Origin of the sequence: Pokkaliibacter plantistimulans (assembly GCF_003194385.1) — a bacterium.
Taxonomy (GTDB): Bacteria; Pseudomonadota; Gammaproteobacteria; order Pseudomonadales; family Balneatricaceae; genus Pokkaliibacter; species Pokkaliibacter plantistimulans.
Genome location: NZ_LAPT01000009.1, coordinates 1 through 17,233 on the forward strand (window position 1 = coordinate 1; position 17,233 = coordinate 17,233).

The 17,233-nt window shown below is 55.3% G+C and carries 15 protein-coding genes and 1 pseudogene; 9 read left to right on the top strand and 7 right to left on the bottom strand.

Annotated elements, in window-relative coordinates; genetic code table 11:
* Positions 1 to 122: 122 nt before the first annotated feature.
* The 3 genes from WH50_RS02745 to WH50_RS02755 all read right to left on the bottom strand — a co-directional run bounded on the left by WH50_RS02745 (position 123) and on the right by WH50_RS02755 (position 2,873).
* Positions 123 to 959 carry an endonuclease/exonuclease/phosphatase family protein gene (locus WH50_RS02745; protein ID WP_110185919.1) on the bottom strand — a complete coding sequence of 279 codons (837 nt, stop codon included), beginning with the start codon at positions 957 to 959 and terminating at the stop codon, positions 123 to 125.
* 16 nt (positions 960 to 975) lie between these two features.
* Entirely contained in the window at positions 976 to 1,776 is an 801-nt protein-coding gene (locus tag WH50_RS02750) for a DeoR/GlpR family DNA-binding transcription regulator (RefSeq protein WP_110185920.1), read from the bottom strand.
* A gap of 308 nt (positions 1,777 to 2,084) precedes the next feature.
* Complete coding sequence (locus WH50_RS02755) at positions 2,085 to 2,873, bottom strand: HAD-IIB family hydrolase (protein WP_165838283.1); 789 nt, start codon at positions 2,871 to 2,873, stop codon at positions 2,085 to 2,087.
* A 744-nt stretch (positions 2,874 to 3,617) separates the two neighbouring features.
* On the opposite strand from WH50_RS02755, the gene tal reads away from it, so the two are divergent.
* The 8 genes from tal to nirD all read left to right on the top strand — a co-directional run bounded on the left by tal (position 3,618) and on the right by nirD (position 12,889).
* A complete protein-coding gene (gene tal / locus WH50_RS02760) occupies positions 3,618 to 4,577 on the top strand; it encodes a transaldolase (RefSeq protein WP_110185922.1) in 960 nt (319 codons plus the stop codon).
* A gap of 296 nt (positions 4,578 to 4,873) precedes the next feature.
* Positions 4,874 to 6,991, top strand: a complete 2,118-nt coding sequence (locus tag WH50_RS02765) for a hypothetical protein (RefSeq protein ID WP_110185923.1) — start codon at positions 4,874 to 4,876, stop codon at positions 6,989 to 6,991.
* Positions 6,992 to 7,187: 196 nt separating this feature from the next.
* On the top strand, positions 7,188 to 7,367 hold the full coding sequence (locus WH50_RS26550; RefSeq protein WP_207780148.1) for a hypothetical protein: 180 nt from the start codon (positions 7,188 to 7,190) through the stop codon (positions 7,365 to 7,367).
* 21 nt (positions 7,368 to 7,388) lie between these two features.
* Positions 7,389 to 7,664, top strand: coding sequence for a type III PLP-dependent enzyme domain-containing protein (locus WH50_RS26555; RefSeq protein WP_207780149.1), 276 nt, complete (start codon positions 7,389 to 7,391; stop codon positions 7,662 to 7,664).
* A 174-nt stretch (positions 7,665 to 7,838) separates the two neighbouring features.
* Complete coding sequence (locus WH50_RS02775) at positions 7,839 to 8,048, top strand: hypothetical protein (protein ID WP_110185924.1); 210 nt, start codon at positions 7,839 to 7,841, stop codon at positions 8,046 to 8,048.
* A gap of 567 nt (positions 8,049 to 8,615) precedes the next feature.
* Complete coding sequence (locus WH50_RS02780) at positions 8,616 to 9,872, top strand: NAD(P)/FAD-dependent oxidoreductase (RefSeq protein ID WP_165838284.1); 1,257 nt, start codon at positions 8,616 to 8,618, stop codon at positions 9,870 to 9,872.
* 21 nt (positions 9,873 to 9,893) lie between these two features.
* The gene (gene nirB, locus WH50_RS02785) at positions 9,894 to 12,434 is read left to right on the top strand and encodes a nitrite reductase large subunit NirB (protein ID WP_110185926.1); all 2,541 of its coding nucleotides are present in this window, start codon (positions 9,894 to 9,896) and stop codon (positions 12,432 to 12,434) included.
* Between the two features lie 74 nt (positions 12,435 to 12,508).
* Positions 12,509 to 12,889, top strand: a complete 381-nt coding sequence (gene nirD / locus WH50_RS02790; RefSeq protein WP_243409972.1) for a nitrite reductase small subunit NirD — start codon at positions 12,509 to 12,511, stop codon at positions 12,887 to 12,889.
* A 156-nt stretch (positions 12,890 to 13,045) separates the two neighbouring features.
* Here nirD and WH50_RS02795 read toward each other — a convergent pair whose 3' ends face one another.
* The gene (locus WH50_RS02795; protein ID WP_110185927.1) at positions 13,046 to 13,528 is read right to left on the bottom strand and encodes an Rrf2 family transcriptional regulator; all 483 of its coding nucleotides are present in this window, start codon (positions 13,526 to 13,528) and stop codon (positions 13,046 to 13,048) included.
* A gap of 192 nt (positions 13,529 to 13,720) precedes the next feature.
* On the opposite strand from WH50_RS02795, the gene WH50_RS02800 reads away from it, so the two are divergent.
* Positions 13,721 to 14,641: an NAD(P)/FAD-dependent oxidoreductase gene (locus WH50_RS02800; RefSeq protein WP_110185928.1), complete on the top strand. Its 921-nt coding sequence runs from the start codon at positions 13,721 to 13,723 to the stop codon at positions 14,639 to 14,641.
* Between the two features lie 115 nt (positions 14,642 to 14,756).
* Here the strand turns inward: WH50_RS02800 and WH50_RS02805 are convergent, their stop codons facing one another.
* The 3 genes and pseudogenes from WH50_RS02805 to WH50_RS02815 form a co-directional block, all read right to left on the bottom strand.
* Complete coding sequence (locus WH50_RS02805) at positions 14,757 to 15,785, bottom strand: alpha/beta hydrolase (RefSeq protein ID WP_110185929.1); 1,029 nt, start codon at positions 15,783 to 15,785, stop codon at positions 14,757 to 14,759.
* 95 nt (positions 15,786 to 15,880) lie between these two features.
* Positions 15,881 to 16,306 (bottom strand): organic hydroperoxide resistance protein, encoded by a 426-nt coding sequence (locus WH50_RS02810; RefSeq protein WP_104154792.1) that lies wholly within the window; start codon positions 16,304 to 16,306, stop codon positions 15,881 to 15,883.
* Between the two features lie 89 nt (positions 16,307 to 16,395).
* Positions 16,396 to 16,820, bottom strand: a pseudogene (locus tag WH50_RS02815) (organic hydroperoxide resistance protein).
* Positions 16,821 to 17,233: the final 413 nt, after the last annotated feature.

Here is a 17,233-nt window from a genome sequence, read left to right on the forward strand (position 1 = left end):
TCAAATGCTCATTTAGTTCACTAAACTCCGCTTTTTCGCCTGTTTCTTGTGCCCTCGGGGTATTTCCTTGTCTCGACTGCCTCGATAACGTTTTTCAACAGCCTGCTGGGTTGGATGTTGACTCAGGCCAAGGTGACCAGCAGGGGTTGGTGATCGGAACTGGCTGTCCTGACATCGACTTCAATGGCCTTGACCCAGCTGGCCAGAGCTTCACTGACCAGGGCAAAGTCACGGCAATGAGGGCCTTCAGGCCATTGGTCAGCATCATGCACACCACAGGTAGGGGCGTGTGCGCTTTCCGGGTGCAGCAGATGCCAGGCATCCAGCCAGAAATGCTGCTGTAGCAGCCATTGGTAGTCATCACTGGTCTCGGCAAGGTTCAGATCGCCACACAGCATGCTGGCCAGTGGTCGGGGAGGAAACTGATAGGAGCCCTGAGCAGTTGCACAGGGAGCTTCGTTCCACTGCCTGATGCTGTGCTCCCAATCAAGTAGATAGCCAAGCTGTGCCCGACGTTCTGCCTGACTATGGAATGCCAGATGAGTGTTCATGATACGCAGTGATCGGGTTGATTCGGGCATTTGCACTATGGCTTCCACTGCGCAGCGTGGCATCTGCTTGACGCCGTGGGCGGGTGGCATAGGCAGAGTATGGATGCGGCCATCCAGAGCCAGAGGCTGGCGCACCAGTGTGAGGTTACCAAATTCGCGCCTGCTGCCACCTTCGCCCGGCCAGTTGATGGCTGCTCCCCAAAATGGCACATAGTCGGTGAAAGCTTCAGTGATGGCCGACAACTGATCTGGCTGCTGCGCATGGCAGTATTCGGGAAAGTGTCTTGCTACTTCTTGTAGACACAGCACATCGGCAGCAAAGGCTTTCGCCTCTTCAATGATGCGATCCAGTCTGATTTGCCCGTCGCAACCGAGACCACATTGGATGTTCCAGGTAAGAATCTTCATCTGTTCGATGACCCTGTCATTCAGCAGTTGAAAGCGAGGCGGCAAGCTCGGATTGTGGCAGGCATTCAATCACTGGTACGGATTCAGTCTCACACAGGGCGCGTAGCGGGGCGGGCAGATAGTCGGTAAAAAACTCATCCACTTCGTTCAGGTGACTGCTGATCACCGGTGCATTGCGCAAATATTTGCTGGCATCGGCGACCAGAATACGTTTCTCGCTGTTGGCGATAATGGACTGAGACAGATGTGACTCTTCAGGAGAGAAGTCGACCAGTGTGCCGTCGGCACCGATTCCCCCAACGCCGAAAATGCCGTAATTGATGCGGAACCGTCGAAAGAAGCGTGTGGTGTCTTCGCCCATGATGTCCTGGTCATCCGGGCGTACTCTGCCGCCGGCCAGCAAGGTTTCGATGCGAGGGTTGTGGCATAGGGTGAGAGCGACGTTGAGGTTATTGGTTACGACGATCAGGCCGGGGTGATCTACCATGGCCAGCGCAATCTGCTGGGGTGTGGTGCCGATGCCGAGAAATACGCTGGAACCTTCCGGCAGGCTGTCTACGATCGCCTTGGCAATGGCCTGTTTGGCACCCAGATTCATAACCTGACGATTACTGAAAGACAGGTTGCGGTTCGTGGTGGGTAGGGTAATGCCACCGTGCACACGCTTGACCAGACCCTGATCGCTTAATTCATTGAGATCTTTGCGTATGGTCTGCGCGGAGACGCCGAAGGCTTCGGTAATGGTACCGCTGGAAAGTGTTCCACCCGTCTGTTGTAACCAGTCCAGAATCTTTTTTTGTCTAGAAGACAACCCCATAGATCGCATCTCCTGAGTACATCGCTTGCCTGGGCAGCCAATGTCATATGATTCGTTTCACAGGCCAGTTCGCTCATTCGCATGGTGAGGTCGATACCTCAACTTACCGCTTTGCATTCCATGTCACTGACAACAGCTGCGTGCGCTGACAGGCAACCAGTACTTCGGGCTTAGCTGAGGCATTGTGGCGCGTCTGGCCGTATTGGATATCGGATTCACCACGTTGTAAACCTATTACCCTTTTGCGTCGAAATGATGAATCTTTGGCTTTAGGCTGCACTACATCGAGATTCATAGCGTCAACTTCTCTAAAGACTCCGCAGAACAGTGTCTGCCAGTTCGACAAAACCGTATCCACCGGGGTTAAAGGTGATATAGCGCGGTGGTGGATTGAGTGTAGTCAGGAAACGCTGGATATTGGCGACGCCTACCGTGTGAGGGAAGGCCGAAAACATGTTGGCATCATTGGGTGAGTCGCCGATGAATATGCTCTGCGCCAGTGCCTCTTCGCGACTCAATTGCTGTTCCTGCTCTAACCAGGCCAGCGCACTGGAGGCTTTGTCATAGGCACCCATCCAGATATTGACGTGAATCGAGCTGACTCTTACTGACGCTGGCGAAAGACGAATGAGTGCGAGTAGCCTGTCTAAATCGCTGTTAGCGAGCCGTTCATCCTGACCAATATCGTATGCAATATCCGTCAACCGATAAGGATGGTCCTGGGTCAGTCTGGCCTGGGGTAACTCTCTGGCAATATTCTCGATCAGTTGTTCAAGCTGTGATCGATTCTGGGAGCGCTCTGCAAAGGGTAAGCGGAAGCGCTGCTGCAGGCGCCCCTGCTGATCCTTCTGAATCCAGAATGCGCCGTTTTCACCTATTACAGCGGCAATAGGCCAGGTGCGAATCATGCAGTCGCACCATCCAGAGCAGGCGCCGGTCACAGGGATGATCTTCACGCCTGCCTGCTGCAGGTTTTCCATCGCGGAGTAAGTCTCAGCGGGCAGGCGGCCCTGCCACGTAAGAGTGTCATCCACATCAGTGAACAGGTAACGAGGCAAAAAGGGCAGAGTCTCCGGCAACCCTCCTGGTCTCATCATGGTTGAGTTCCTTACTGGTAGGCGATGAAAGGGCATGATCTGGATAAAATATGTTTCATATTGTAGTTCTTCATTCGCGCGTTGTGGTGGTTTTATTTTGTTTCAAACGAAAATTTTATTATTGCGTACGATGCATCGTGACTGTCCAATAGCTGAAACAATCCCTTCGTTCAGGTGCGGAAACATGCCATTGCACTGGCCTGACAATGTTGTCGCAAATTGACAAAAAAGACGCCCAGAGTACACTTGTTACACGGCATAAATGGAAAATGCCATGTCGTTGTGAAAGATGAGGAAAAGGATGCCGCATCCGCAGCAACAGACACCAAAACGATGTCTGGTGGACCAGTATCTCGAAACGAATTTGACTAACTATCGCTGCAACTGAGTCACTTTATTTTTTCTGTTCAATCAATACCTCGCACATTGATTGCATTTGACTATCAGTTCCCGTGCTTTCTGATAGCGTTACTTGATTCAGCGGTTCAGCGCATACCACCGACTTTGTTTTACCCTCAAAAACCCGCCTCCCAGCGGGTTTTTCCTTATCTGGTGTGCTGTTTTGCTGTTGTCAGTGCTTGTACTGCCGTCTGTAACCAAATCGTTATTTCCCCGTGATCATATGTCGAGGCTGGTGCATAATCGGCGCACCGGTTACAGCAGTGGACAAATCTTCTGATTTGCCCCTCCTGAGCCCCGTCAGCCAGACGGACTCGCCGTCTGTCGTATTTTGCGTGAGGGAATATGGCTACGCTTCTGCAACAACTGAGTAACGTTACCACTGTCGTCGCCGATACCGGTGACCTTGCAGCTATTCAGGCTTTCCAGCCAATCGATGCCACCACCAATCCATCTCTGGTACTCAAGGCCATGGGCCAGCCGCTGGCTGAGTCTCTGATCAGCACCGCTGTTGCCTGGGCCAAAAAGCAGGGTGGTGATCAGGCTACCCAGTTGGACAATACCGCCGACAAACTGGTGGTCAGCCTTGGCATGGAAATCCTCAAGTACATCCCGGGTCGTGTTTCTACCGAAGTGGACGCCCGCCTTTCCTTTGATACCGAGAAAACACTGGCCAAGGCTCGCAAGCTGATCAAGCTTTATGAAGACGCTGGCATCGGCCGTGAGCGTGTGCTGATCAAGATTGCCTCTACATGGGAAGGCATCAAAGCTGCTGAGATTCTGGAAAAGGAAGGTATTAACTGCAACCTGACCCTGCTGTTCAGCTTTGCGCAGGCGCGTGCCTGTGCGGAATCGGGTGTATTTCTGATTTCTCCCTTTGTTGGCCGCATTCTGGACTGGTTCAAGAAGCAAAACCCTGGCACCGACTACGCACCTGAAGAAGAGCCTGGTGTCATTTCTGTCAGTGATATCTTCAACTACTACAAGCGTCATGGTTATAACACCATCGTCATGGGCGCGAGCTTCCGTAACATCGGGGAAATTATTGCGCTGGCAGGCTGTGATCGACTGACTATCAGCCCCAACCTGCTCGAAGAGCTGTCAGCCAGTGAAGGTGATCTTCAGGTACGTCTGCACGCTCAGGCGGCCAGTGCCGACAAACCCCAGGCCTTGTCAGAGGCTGAGTTCCGCTGGCTGCACAACGAAGATGCCATGGCTACTGAAAAGCTGGCTGAAGGCATTCGCCTGTTTGCTGTTGATCAGAACAAGCTGGAAAAAATGCTGAGTGAGCGTCTGGCTGGCTGATCGCTGCTGACGTTTACATAGAACCGGTATGACGCCCCATACCGGTTTTTTTCTGCCGGACATCCTGACAAAGCTGCGGGTGATTCGCCTGTGCAGACATCTGCAGAAACCACCTGATTCGTGTAATTGATTACCGGCATCCATAATCAGCACACGCTTCCGGCGCAATCTGGATTGTTTGTAAGTTTGTATATATATTGCGTTGCATTCTGTAGGCCCTGCATCAGTGGAGCCGGTCAATGGGCGTGAAGGCATCGCAGTACAGCCTCCGTCAGCTAACAAAAGGAGTAGTGGTAATGAATAAATGGATAGGTATCGGCGTTCTTGCTGTCGCAGTGGGAGCGGGTGTGGCTTGGCAGCAAGGATGGCTGAATACCACTTCCATGTCTGCCAAGGTCAATATGACCGACTACGTACCGGCCGATACCGTGTTCTACGCTGGTGGTACCGCTGATGCCAAAGCCTTCGAGTACCTGCGTAATATGGACATCTTCCGCGGCATGCAGGGTGACCTGGATTCAATGCTGGCGGACATGGATAAGGGCGAGCTGAAGGACAATCCGACCGTCCGATTCATCAAATACCTCGCTGTCGACCTGTTCGGCAATATGACCACTTACGGTGAGCTGGTCGATCATTACGGTATTGATGTCAGCAAGCCACAAGCGTTCTACATGGATGGCGTTGTACCTGTCATCCGCATCAGTCTGGCCAACCAGGACACCTTCTGGAAGGCATTCAACGAAGCTTCTGAAAAGAGTGGGCTTAAAGCACAGCAGGAAACCGTTCAGGGCCACACATTTACCCGCTGGCGTCTGACGCCTGAGGGCGAAGCCAAAACGGCTGATCTGGTGGTGAGTGTCGAAAATGGCATTGCCACAGTGACCGCGTTCTATTTCAAGGATACCGAGCAGTCCAGGCTGCAACGCCTGGCTTATGTGAAGCCGCAGAAGTCACTGACGGACAGCGGCGAAATCGCCGAATTGTCCAAAACCTACGGATGGACGGGTTCTACCGTGGCGATGCTGAATATTAAGCGACTGGCTGAAGGCATCCTGTTGCCAGACAGCAATGGTTTCGGACGCGAACTGAATGCCATCCTGACTGATGGTGGCAAGCCTTCCCCCGTGGCAACCCGCTTCACCGCCGAATGCCGTCAGGAAATGGCTGGCCTTGCAGGCCAGGTACCACGTCTGATGTCGAGCTATCTGCCAGCGGTAGAAAAAGACGGCAAAATGACACAAAGCAGCCCGCTGCTACTGGAAATCAAGAATGCGCCTACCCTGGCCAGCCTGCAGAAACTGCGTGGGCATATTCCCGCACACACTCTGGATGCCAATGGCCAGATCGTCGGTTTCGGTCTGGGTCTGGATGTTAATAATCTGGTGCCTGCTACTACCGAGTTGTGGAATGCTTTCACTCAGGCCAAGTTCAGTTGCCCTGAGCTGGTTGAGGCTCAGCAGCAGATGGCCAGTGTCAGCCCCGCCTATCTGGGGATGGCGACCGGTATGCTGCAGGGCGTAAAAGGGGCTGGTTTCTCCCTTTACGATCTGGTGATGTCTAAAGACAGCCCCATCCCTGAGAAGTATTCCTTCCTGCTCAGTATTGCCACCGAGAACCCGCAGATGCTGCTGTCCATGCTGAGCAGTTCTCCGTTTGGTGCCATGGTGCAGATTCCGGCCGACGGCAGTATCGCTGATGTCGATCTGTCTGACGTTGCTCCTGGTCTGAAAATCAAGGCAGGGGTGAAAGGGAAGTTCATTGTTGCTTACGCCGGTGAGCCTGCGCAGAAGGCGGTGGATGCGCTGGATAAGGAAACCATCGATGCCAACGGCATGCAGAGCCTGTCGTTCAACTACCCGAAAGTGGCTCAGCTGGTTGATCAGCTTCCCGGTATGGTGACCGATGCCATGTCCAATGAGATGGGCAGTGGCTGCGTGCAGAAAGCGACGCTGGCGCACATGCTGCGTCTGCCCGCTGTCATCAGCTACAACGCTGACTTCAGCAAGGATGGCCTGTTGGCAAATACCTCCATGACGCTGACCAAAGAGCAGCCAGAGAAAGCGATTTCTCCGGTGGGCAAGTTCAACGTTTATGATCAGACCTTCGACTGCGCTCAGGGCGACATGGTGGGTAGCGAAGAGATTCGCGCTGATGGCACGGGTTCGTACGTCATGAAAGACGATGCTGGTCAGTGTGATCTGTCCAAGATCGACTACAAGTGGACCCAGAAAGGCAGTGCCATGGTCATGAGCGAGGGTAAATCCACTCACCGCGACAGCTGTGATGCAGAGTGGACAGCACCTGAGCCCTACACCGCGCGCTGCACTCTGATGCCCGCCGATAAGGGCTTCAAGTGCCTGTACATGGAAGAGGAAAGCCAGAGCCTCTACCACTATCAACCCGCCCAATAAGGTAACCTGCCCAACTAGGTAACCTGCTCAATAACGTACCCGGTAGCAGGCGGGTACAGAGCCCACAATACAAGAAGCCGATGGAATCACTCCATCGGCTTCTTGCTTTTCTGTAGCAGCGTACGGTCATTCGACCAGTGGCTGACTGTCATCGTCGTGATCGCGGTATGCCATCAGCTGATGCTTGATCCGGCGGATGTTTTCCAGAGCCGGTGCCTGTGGCATTACCTGTCAGAAGATTGGCGAGGCGGAAGTGTTTGCCGACGCAGGGGGCGATGACATCTTGCTGACCTTCAATATTGTCGGCGCGCCCAAGCTGCAACGGCTGCTGGCACTGGCACGGCGCATCAGGCTGACGGTCGTAGCCGCTCGTTAAACCGTCGTTGTAGCAGAGCGGGTGATTGTCGATGCGGGCAGCAAGGCGCTGACATCGGATCTGCTTGGTCTGGACGGATATGGTCAGGTGGTGGGGCTGAGTGAGGAACATGGCACGCTGGATACCACCGCCTGTGTGCAGCAACCACAGATTGGTGATCAGCTGTTGCTGTTACCCAATCATGCTTGCCCGGTGTCCAACCTGTTCGACGAGGTGTATTTCTATCGCCGGGACAGTCAGGGTGAAGCCAGAGTTGAGAGGTGTGAACGGGTCGCCGCGCGGGGTAAAGTTGCCTAGAACGTGTCCATCAGGAGGGTGACGGGGCGGCTGCGCGTTGGGTAGATGCTGCTAACGGAAACTTTGACGTGTAAAAGGGGAAAGTTAAGTTTGCGTTAAGGTTGATTATCTAACCTCTGAGCACTAGCTAACATCTTGGTTGGTTCAACACTCCTGCGGGAGTATGGAGGTTCCATGAATATCAATTCGGTGAGTGGCGGTGCTGGTTACTATGGACCGCAATCCCTGCAGTCAAAGCCCGAATCTGCAGAGCCCAAGACTGCCGGACCTGATCGTGATGGTGACAGCGATGACAAAACTGTTGCTGCCAGTTCAAGCAGTTCGGCGCCCACAACCAATGCAAGCGGTCAGACTATTGGTCAGATCCTGAACGTTACTGCCTGATCGACTTCTACAGAAGACCCTGGATACCCCCTTCATCCAGGGTTTTTCTTTTTCTGCTTCCTGTTCACCTCCCGTCTGCTTGTATTCCGCCTCTGATGGCAGCCTGACTACTGGTGATGTCTTCTACGCTATTGGCCATGCCTCCTGTCGGCGGTGCCTCCTGTTAGTGCGTTCCGTTCGCAGGATGACCTGTGTTTGGGCGCTGCCGTTTGCCAGAATATCCTGTTGGTCAGGCTCGTGCCTGCGTAAACCTGGCTGACTCCACTGAAAATGATCGAAACTTCAACCCCTTATTCAATGGCTAAGGACCGCATACGGAAGTTGGCACGCGATCTGCTTTAGTGAAAGTGAGTTTGGGGAATGGCAGGAAGCCACCGCGAAGGGACCTCGCATTAATTACAGCAGTGTTGATCCGGTTACGTTGTCGGGTCAGCACACGAACGAAGGCGTTCTCGCTCTGAATAACATCAGAGGGGAACGCCTTTTTTGTTTTCTGCTTCTGGAAAAAGCGTGCCACTGAGCATCGGCCCAGCCGTTCAGCAGGCAAGCCAAGAGGGGATGCACGAGATGACAGCAGAACGCCTTCTCATTGTCGGCAACGGCATGGCCGCAGACCGCCTGCTTGACGAGCTCCATCACCATTGTCCCGGCCGTTATGCCATCACCCTGTGTGGTGAAGAAAACAGCGCCGCCTATAACCGCATTCTGTTGTCGCCCTATCTGACCGGTGAGTACAACGAGCAGGATCTGTTCCTGAAGACGCATCACTGGTATCGCGAGCGTGGCATTGAGGTTCATCTCGGCGGTGCGGTTGAACAGCTGCATGTTGAGCAGGGTTTTGCCATGACCAGCGATGGCCGTCGCCATGACTTTGACCGGCTGGTAATGGCTACCGGTTCGTTGCCGCTGTCACTCGGGGTTGAAGGTGAGCAGCTACCCGGCGTGATGGCGTTTCGCACCCTGGCAGATGCCCGTTATCTGCGGCAGCTGCCCGCAGCGTGCAGGCAGGTAGTGGTGATTGGTGGTGGTTTGCTGGGTATCGAAGCGGCTTACGGTCTGGTGCAGCAGGGCAAGCAGGTCACCCTGTTGCAGCGTGGTCAATGGCTGCTGAATCGACAGCTGGATGAAGTGGCGGGCGGCTACTTGCAGCGTCATCTGCAGCGACTCGGCATTGAGGTTCGCCTCGGCGTAAGTACCCGACGCTTTATCGGCGCAGAGCATTTGGAGGCGCTGGAGCTGAATGATGGCGAAATTCTCTTCGCCGATCTGGCAGTGCAGGCACTGGGGGTGACGCCACGCACCGAGCTGGCCCGTCAGGCTGGGCTGCAGGTACACAAAGGCATTCTGGTCAACGACCAGATGGCCACCAGCGCCAGTGGTGTTTATGCCCTGGGCGAGTGCTGCCAGTGGCAAAGCCAGACCTTCGGTCTGGTCGCACCGATCTGGGATCAGGCCAGAGTGCTGGCCCGTGCGCTGGCCGGGGAGCAGGACGGTTATCGCTATCAGGATTTCGCGACCAGGCTCAAGGTTTCCGGCATCGATCTGCTGGCGGCCGGGGTGACCAGCAGCAACAGCTGCCTGACCTATGAAGACCGCGAGTATGGCCATTATCGCCGGATCAATCTGGATGAGCAGGGGCGTATCAGCGGCATCGTGCTCTATGGCGATGTCAGTGCCGGTAACGCCTTTATTGATCTGATGAAACAACAAAAACAGGTCAGCCATCTGGGCACTGACCTGCTATTCGGACCGCAAACCACGGCACTTGAGGCTGAGCCCGAGGCGGTGGAAGACGCAAATGAACCCGTGGCAACGGCCGCTTGAGATGGGCATGAGGAAACAGAGATGAGCAAAGCCAAATTAATCGTTGTCGGTAACGGCATGGTCGGCCACCAGTACCTGCAAACCCTGGCTGATCAGGGCGGTCTGGATCATTACGAGGTGACAGTGATCTCCGGCGAGCCTCGTGTGGCCTATGACCGTGTTCACCTTTCTGAATTCTTCACTGGTCGCAGTGCTGCGGAGTTGTCCATGGTTGCCCCCGACCAGTATGAAAACTGGGGGCTGAACGTGGTGCTGGCGGATCCCGTCACCGCCATTGATCGTGGCTCCAAGTCCGTTGCCCTGAGAAGTAGTGCTGAGCTGCGCTACGACGCGCTGGTGCTGGCCACCGGCTCCTATCCCTTTGTGCCTCCGGTGCCGGGGCATGATCGCGAGCACTGTCTGGTGTATCGCACCATTGAGGATCTGGAAGCCATCATGGCCTCGGCGCAGGGCGCTAAAACGGGCGTGGTTGTCGGTGGCGGGCTGCTGGGCCTTGAAGCTGCCAAAGCCTTGCGTGATCTCGGGCTGGAAACCCACGTGGTGGAGTTTGCTCCGCGTCTGATGGCCGTGCAGCTGGATGATGCTGGCGGTGCGTTGCTGCGCTCCAAGATCGAATCACTGGGCGTCAGGGTGCATACCTGCAAGAACACCCAGGTGATCGAGGATGGCGAGCAGTCGCGTCATCGCATGGTGTTTACCGATGGTGAGGTGCTGGAAACCGATCTGATCCTGTTTTCGGCAGGGATCCGGCCACAGGATGCGCTGGCACGCCAGTCATCGCTGGAGCTGGGTGAGCGGGGCGGTATTGCCATCAATAATCAGTGTCAGACATCGGACCCGGCCATTTACGCTATCGGCGAATGTGCCCTGTGGAACAGGCAGATATTCGGGCTGGTCGCCCCGGGTTATCAGATGGCCAAGGTGGCCGTCAGCCATCTGCTCGGCGGTGAAGACAGCTTCACCGGTGCGGATATGAGTACCAAACTCAAACTGCTGGGTGTGGATGTGGCCAGCATCGGCGATGCGCACGGCCGCAGTGCAGGCAGCCGCAGCTATGTGTACCTCAACGAGCGTACCGAGGTGTACAAGAAGATTGTGGTGGATGCCGAGGGCAAGCATCTGCTCGGCGCCATTCTGGTAGGTGATGCGGAAGATTACGGGACGCTGCTGCAGTACGCCCTGAATGGCATTGAATTGCCAAAAAATCCTGAAGGTCTGATCCTGCCGGTCAGTGAAGGTGGCAAGCCTGCCGGTCTCGGTGTAGCTGCACTGCCTGCCACCGCGGCGATCTGTTCCTGCCACGGCGTATGCAAGGGCGATATTGTCGCTGCGCTGGATGCGGGCTGTGTCGATGTCGGTGGAGTGAAAGCGGCCACCAAGGCGGCCACCGGTTGTGGCGGCTGCTCAGCACTGCTGACTCAGGTAGTCAACCATGAGCTGGCCAGTCGCGGAGTGGAAGTCAGCAAGGATATCTGTGAGCACTTCCCGTACTCCCGTCAGGAGCTGTTCACGCTGGTCCGATATGACCAGATCAAAACCTTCAACGAGCTGATCAGCAGGCACGGTAAGGGCCACGGTTGCGACATCTGCAAACCGGCGGTGGCCTCGATTCTGGCCTCCTGCTGGAATGAACACGTCCTGAAGAAGCCCCACCGTGGCCTGCAGGACACCAATGACCGTTTTCTGGCGAACATGCAGAAAAACGGCACCTATTCCGTCGTGCCCCGTATTCCCGGTGGTGAAATTACACCGGAAAAACTCATCGTCATCGGTCAGGTGGCGAAGAAGTATGAGCTGTACACCAAGATTACCGGTGGTCAGCGTATCGACCTGTTCGGTGCCCGTCTGGAAGACCTGCCTGCCATCTGGGGCGAGCTGATCGATGCCGGGTTTGAAACCGGTCAGGCCTATGGCAAATCAGTGCGTACTGTGAAGTCCTGTGTGGGTTCCACCTGGTGCCGTTACGGCGTGCAGGATTCGGTCAAGCTGGCACTGGATATCGAGAACCGCTACAAGGGCCTGCGTTCACCGCACAAACTGAAATTTGCCGTATCTGGCTGTACCCGCGAGTGTGCTGAGGCACAGAGTAAAGACATCGGCGTGATTGCGACCGAGCACGGCTGGAACCTCTACGTCTGCGGCAACGGCGGCATGAAGCCACGTCATGCGGATCTGTTCGCCACCGATCTGGATACTGAAACCCTGATCCGCTACATCGACCGCATTCTGATGTTCTACGTCAAGACTGCTGATCGCCTGCAGCGCACATCAGTGTGGCTGGACAACATGGAAGGGGGGCTTGAGTACCTGCAGCAGGTCATCATCGAAGACAGTCTGGGCCTTGGCGCAGAGCTGGAGTCTCACATGGCCAGTGTGGTCGATACCTTTGAGTGTGAATGGAAAGCCACGCTGAATGATCCGGAAAAACTCAAGCGTTTCCGCCCGTTCATCAACTCGGCAGAAAAGGACAGTGGCATCGTGATGGTTGAGGAGCGCGGTCAGCTGCGACCCGCCACACAGGCCGAGAAGGGCGAGCTTATTCCACTGGCGAAGGTGGGTTAAGCATCTCTCCACGTTCCAGATAGAAACCACATTCCAGATAGAAACCACTTTCCAGATAGAACCAGAGAGGAGCGATGCAACCATCGCTCCTGCGCATAGTGATCAGTGAGGGCGAAATGATGACTGAGTGGGTCAAGGTTTGCAGAAAGAGTGAATTGCCGGACGATTCCGGTGTGGGAGCACTGGTCCATGGGCACCAGATTGCACTGTTTTATCAGGCCGAGCTGGATCGTGTTTTCGCCATCGACAATCACGACCCGGTGATGGATGCCAATGTGATCTGCCATGGCATCATCGGCGATCTGAAAGGCCAGTGGGTAGTCGCATCGCCTTTGCTGAAGCAGCACTACAATCTGGAAACCGGACAGTGTCTGGAAAAATCCGAGTTGCGCCTGCGGGTCTGGCCGGTACGGGTCTGTCAGGATCAGATCGAGGTGCAGTGGGCAGGCGCATGAGTGCCTACTCTGCTGGCTGAGCAGGTGTTTACGCTCTGCGGTATGTCGGCGACGGCGTTAACAAGCCTTGCGAAATACTTACGCCGGGCAACTCCTCATTCTCACGGATAAAGGCGCTGCCTCAGCGCCTTTCACCTTTCTAAAACTACAACGTTTCTACTCCACCCCGGGTGGTTCCTCATCCACCGCATCGATGGCTGGCTGAGGCTCAGCACAGTAGCCAATCTTCTGCACGATACCTCGTGCCAGCTCAGCCAGCGTCAGATGGCCCAGTCGCTCGATCAGTACGGCTTCCGCCTGCTGCATGGCTTCCGCCAGTGCTGCGTTGACGGCCTGTTCGATCAGGCAGTCCGGGTTGTCGATGGACAGACCAAGCGCAAAGACCGGTGACTCTCCCAGCGCCTTGTAGATATCCAGCAGGGTGACCTGCTCAAAGTCACAGCTCAGTGTCCAGCCGCCGCCATGCCCTTTTACAGCGTCCACATAACCCTGCTGTTTGAGGCTGGCCATGGTCCGCCGCACCACTACCGGGTGGGTGTTGAGCATTTGCGCGAGGCTGTCTGATGTCGCCGAACAGTCATGTTGTTGCATGTGCAGTAGTACGTGCAGCATCCGTGACAGTCGGTTATCGGTCCGCATGGCGGTCTCTCCTGATAAGCCGGGAGGCAGACAATAGCACACCCGCTGATCCGGTCTGGATAATGCGAGCGAGTACTTCAAGAAACAAATGAAGTTTCCTGAGTTGACGGATGTATTTCAAGTAACTTAATGTGTTACTTGAAATGACTGGCGTGTAGTGGTCGGTTATGCAGAGTCGATGGAGGAGGCGTTATGGAAAGTGATGTCATCAGGTTAGAGAGCGATGTCATCGTCATCGGAGGTAACTTTGCCGGGGTGTCGGCTGCCATGCAGCTGGCCCGTGCGCGCAAGCGGGTCGTGGTCGTGGATGCCGGGCAGCCACGTAATCGTTTTGCTTCTGCATCTCAGGGATTTCTGGGGCAGGATGGATCTTCTCCGATTGCTATTCAGGCCGTTGCCAAACGTCAGTTGCTGGCGTATCCAACGGTCAGCTGGCTGGAGGGGAGTGCAGAATGGGTGTTCAGGGTCGAAGATGAGTTCATCGTGATGCTCGGCGATGATCGTCAGGTGGTCGGGCGGAAACTCATTCTGGCCTCCGGTGTGCGTGATGAGCTGCCCGACATTGCCGGACTGCAGCCACGCTGGGGGCGGTCGGTACTGCATTGCCCTTACTGTCATGGCTATGAAATTGGTGAGGGGCAGCTGGGTATTCTGGCCAATCACGCCATGGCACCGCACCAGTCATTGCTGGTTGCCGACTGGGGGCCGGTGATCTATTTCTCGCAAGGGCAGTTCACACCTGATGAGGAGCAGCGGCAACACATGCAGGTGCGGGGCATCCAGATTGAATCCAGCCCCGTTGTAGCCATTCTGGGCAACGGCACAGAGATGGATGCTGTGCGTCTTGAGGATGGCCGGGAAATCGTCATGAAGGCGCTGTTTACCGCACCACGCGTACATCTGAACAGTGGCCTGATTGAGCAACTGGGTTGTCGCTTACTGGACGGCCCGCTCGGCCCCTGTGTGGACGTCGATGTCTGGGGGCGAACCTCGGTAGAAGGGGTCTTCGCCGCGGGCGACATCGCCATCCAGCGACATAATGCCACGCTGGCCTCCGCGTCAGGAGTGAATGCAGGCGTGGGTGCTCATCAGTCGTTGCTCGGTATGCTCTGATAGTGGGCTTGCTACCTGCAGCGTGTCAGCGATGTAGGGTAGAAAGACAAAAGGTAGCCAGCAGATGATGGCTACCTTTTTTTGCTATTAAATAGCAAGCTACTTATTTGAGGCTTTATTCAAGATGTGCTTTGAGTTCCTGCCCCGCCTGCCGCATGGCGGATTTGACTGCCGGCACTTCGGCCAGTGCGTTCAGCAAACCAAAGTCATGGATCATGCCGTTGTAGCGGGTCACCGTGACATCCACTCCTGCGGCATCCAGTTTGCGGCCATAGGCCTCACCTTCATCACGCAATACATCGAACTCTGCAGTCTGAATCAGCGCCGGTGGTAAGCCCTGTAGCTGAGTCGTGCTGGCTTGCAGAGGCGAGGCATAGATTTCCTGTCGCTGCTGATTATCCAGTGTGTAGCTGTCCCAGAACCACTTCATCATGTTGCGGGTCAGGAAGTAACCATCCTGATAGGCGCTGTAGGAGCCATTCTCAAAGTTGGCATCGGTTACCGGCCAGAGCAGTACCTGAGCGCGCAGTTTCGGGGTGCCATAGTGTTTGGCCATCAGGCTGACCACCGCCGCCATGTTGCCACCTACGCTGTTACCCGCGACGGCCAGACGCGAACCATCCACATGGATGTCCTGACCGTGTTCAGCCACCCAGCGTGTGGCAGCGTATGCCTGATTGATGGCGACCGGGTAGTGCGCCTCAGGAGAGGGTGTGTAATTGACAAAGACCGCTGCTGCACCCGAGTTCTCCACCAGATCGCGCACCAGCCGGGCGTGAGTGGGGAAGTCTCCCAGTACCCAGCCACCGCCATGGAAGAACATGAACACGGGCAGCGTGCCCTTGGCATGAGCCGGGCGGACAACAGTCAGCTTGATGTCCTGGCCATCCACATGAATGGTTTTGTCGCTGATGCTGACCCCGGACATATCTTCTTTCACACTGGCCTGAGCACCGGCCAGCACTGCCCGCGCGTCTTTCGGCGACAGCTGCTCGATGGGCTTGCCGCCACCCTGAGCCAGCGCAGTCAGAAAGCCCTGTACCTGATGTTCCACGCCGCTGTCAGTGGCTGCCTGCACCTGTGAAACGCTAGCGACAGAAAATGCCATGACGGCGGAAGCCAAAAGGGTTTTATAGCCTTGCATGCTGTTCTCTCCTGTTTGCTGCACCCGGAACGAGTGCCTGAAGTCAGCGGCGGGGCAGTATCAGCCCCAGCCGCTGAGAGAAGATGTTGGGTTCATCAAACGATGGTCAGGGTCACGTCGATATTGCCGCGAGTCGCATTGGAATAGGGGCAGACGATGTGAGCTTTATTCACCAGCTCTTCAGCCACCGCGCGCTCCAGACCGGGCAGAGAAATCTTCAGCTCTACTTCGATGCCGAAGCCGTTCGGAATGGCACCGATACCCACGTGCCCTTCGATAGCGACATCAGCAGGTACCCTGATCTTGTCGCGGGCGCCGACGAACTTCATGGCTCCCAGGAAGCAGGCCGAGTAACCAGCAGCAAACAGTTGTTCAGGGTTGGTGCCATTACCGCCAGCGCCGCCCAGTTCTTTGGGGGTTGTCAGTTTGACGTCGAGCACGTTATCGGAAGAGATGGCGCGGCCATCACGACCACCGGTAGCGGTTGCCTGAGCGCGGTAAAGGACTTGTTCAATTGCCATGATCTTTCTCCTGTTGCGCAGCTGATTTTAAATCGTGCGCTACTTATTGAGTGCTTCGTTGTATTCAGAGTCTGGTGTCAGACCATCGCTTAAACGATGGTCAGGGTCACGTCGATATTGCCGCGAGTCGCATTGGAGTAGGGGCAGACGACGTGAGCTTTACTCACCAGCTCTTCAGCTACTGCGCGCTCCAGACCGGGCAGAGAAATCTTCAGCTCTACTTCGATGCCGAAGCCGTTCGGGATGGCTCCGATACCCACGTGACCTTCGATGGCGACATCCGCAGGCACCCTGATCTTGTCGCGGGCGCCGACGAATTTCATGGCACCCAGGAAGCAGGCTGAGTAGCCAGCAGCAAACAGCTGTTCAGGATTGGTGCCGTTACACCAGCGCCGCCCAGTTCTTTGGGGGTCGTCAGTTTGACGTCGAGTACGTTATCGGAAGAGATGGCGCGGCCATCACGACCACCGGTAGCGGTTGCCTGAGCGCGGTAAAGGACTTGTTCAATTGCCATGATCTTTCTCCTGAGGTGTCTGTTTTTTTGCTATTAAATAGCTCGCTATGTATTTGGTGTTGCTTTGAAGCACGGTAAGTCTGGTTGAAGCACGCTTGCCTATCCTCCTCATCCGTCTGCGATTGTTCTGTGTGCTGTCTGGAGAGGTGTATCGCTTCGTTGAGTGCATTATTGTATAGCGCGCTATTTAAAAGCAAGCGCTAATTTTCAGAAGAATCGCAGTCGGACCTGAATTTGGTTTTAAGTCTCTGAATTTAATAAAGAAAAAATATCAAAGAAATTCTGAAAAAGAGGTTTTTGGGGTCTTCAGGGAGCAATAAGAGATGAGTTCGCGGCCACTACCTTGGAGTGTTGGAGCCGCAGATGTTTTATGAAGTGCGCAGATAAGGATGTGATTAGCGCGTTATTTGAAA

What these genes read in the sequence shown, in the direction of transcription:
- WH50_RS02750 (WP_110185920.1), bottom strand. Translation starts at nt 1,776, where the DNA reads ATGGGGTTGTCTTCTAGACAAAAAAAGATTCTGGACTGGTTACAACAG.
- WH50_RS26550 (WP_207780148.1), top strand. Translation starts at nt 7,188, where the DNA reads ATGTTTTCCAGAGCCGGTGCCTGTGGCATTACCTGTCAGAAGATTGGC.
- WH50_RS02755 (WP_165838283.1), bottom strand. Translation starts at nt 2,873, where the DNA reads ATGATGAGACCAGGAGGGTTGCCGGAGACTCTGCCCTTTTTGCCTCGT.
- WH50_RS02745 (WP_110185919.1), bottom strand. Translation starts at nt 959, where the DNA reads ATGAAGATTCTTACCTGGAACATCCAATGTGGTCTCGGTTGCGACGGG.
- WH50_RS02780 (WP_165838284.1), top strand. Translation starts at nt 8,616, where the DNA reads ATGACAGCAGAACGCCTTCTCATTGTCGGCAACGGCATGGCCGCAGAC.
- tal (WP_110185922.1), top strand. Translation starts at nt 3,618, where the DNA reads ATGGCTACGCTTCTGCAACAACTGAGTAACGTTACCACTGTCGTCGCC.
- WH50_RS02775 (WP_110185924.1), top strand. Translation starts at nt 7,839, where the DNA reads ATGAATATCAATTCGGTGAGTGGCGGTGCTGGTTACTATGGACCGCAA.
- WH50_RS02800 (WP_110185928.1), top strand. Translation starts at nt 13,721, where the DNA reads ATGGAAAGTGATGTCATCAGGTTAGAGAGCGATGTCATCGTCATCGGA.
- WH50_RS02795 (WP_110185927.1), bottom strand. Translation starts at nt 13,528, where the DNA reads ATGCGGACCGATAACCGACTGTCACGGATGCTGCACGTACTACTGCAC.
- WH50_RS02805 (WP_110185929.1), bottom strand. Translation starts at nt 15,785, where the DNA reads ATGCAAGGCTATAAAACCCTTTTGGCTTCCGCCGTCATGGCATTTTCT.
- nirD (WP_243409972.1), top strand. Translation starts at nt 12,509, where the DNA reads ATGCAACCATCGCTCCTGCGCATAGTGATCAGTGAGGGCGAAATGATG.
- WH50_RS02765 (WP_110185923.1), top strand. Translation starts at nt 4,874, where the DNA reads ATGAATAAATGGATAGGTATCGGCGTTCTTGCTGTCGCAGTGGGAGCG.
- WH50_RS02810 (WP_104154792.1), bottom strand. Translation starts at nt 16,306, where the DNA reads ATGGCAATTGAACAAGTCCTTTACCGCGCTCAGGCAACCGCTACCGGT.
- nirB (WP_110185926.1), top strand. Translation starts at nt 9,894, where the DNA reads ATGAGCAAAGCCAAATTAATCGTTGTCGGTAACGGCATGGTCGGCCAC.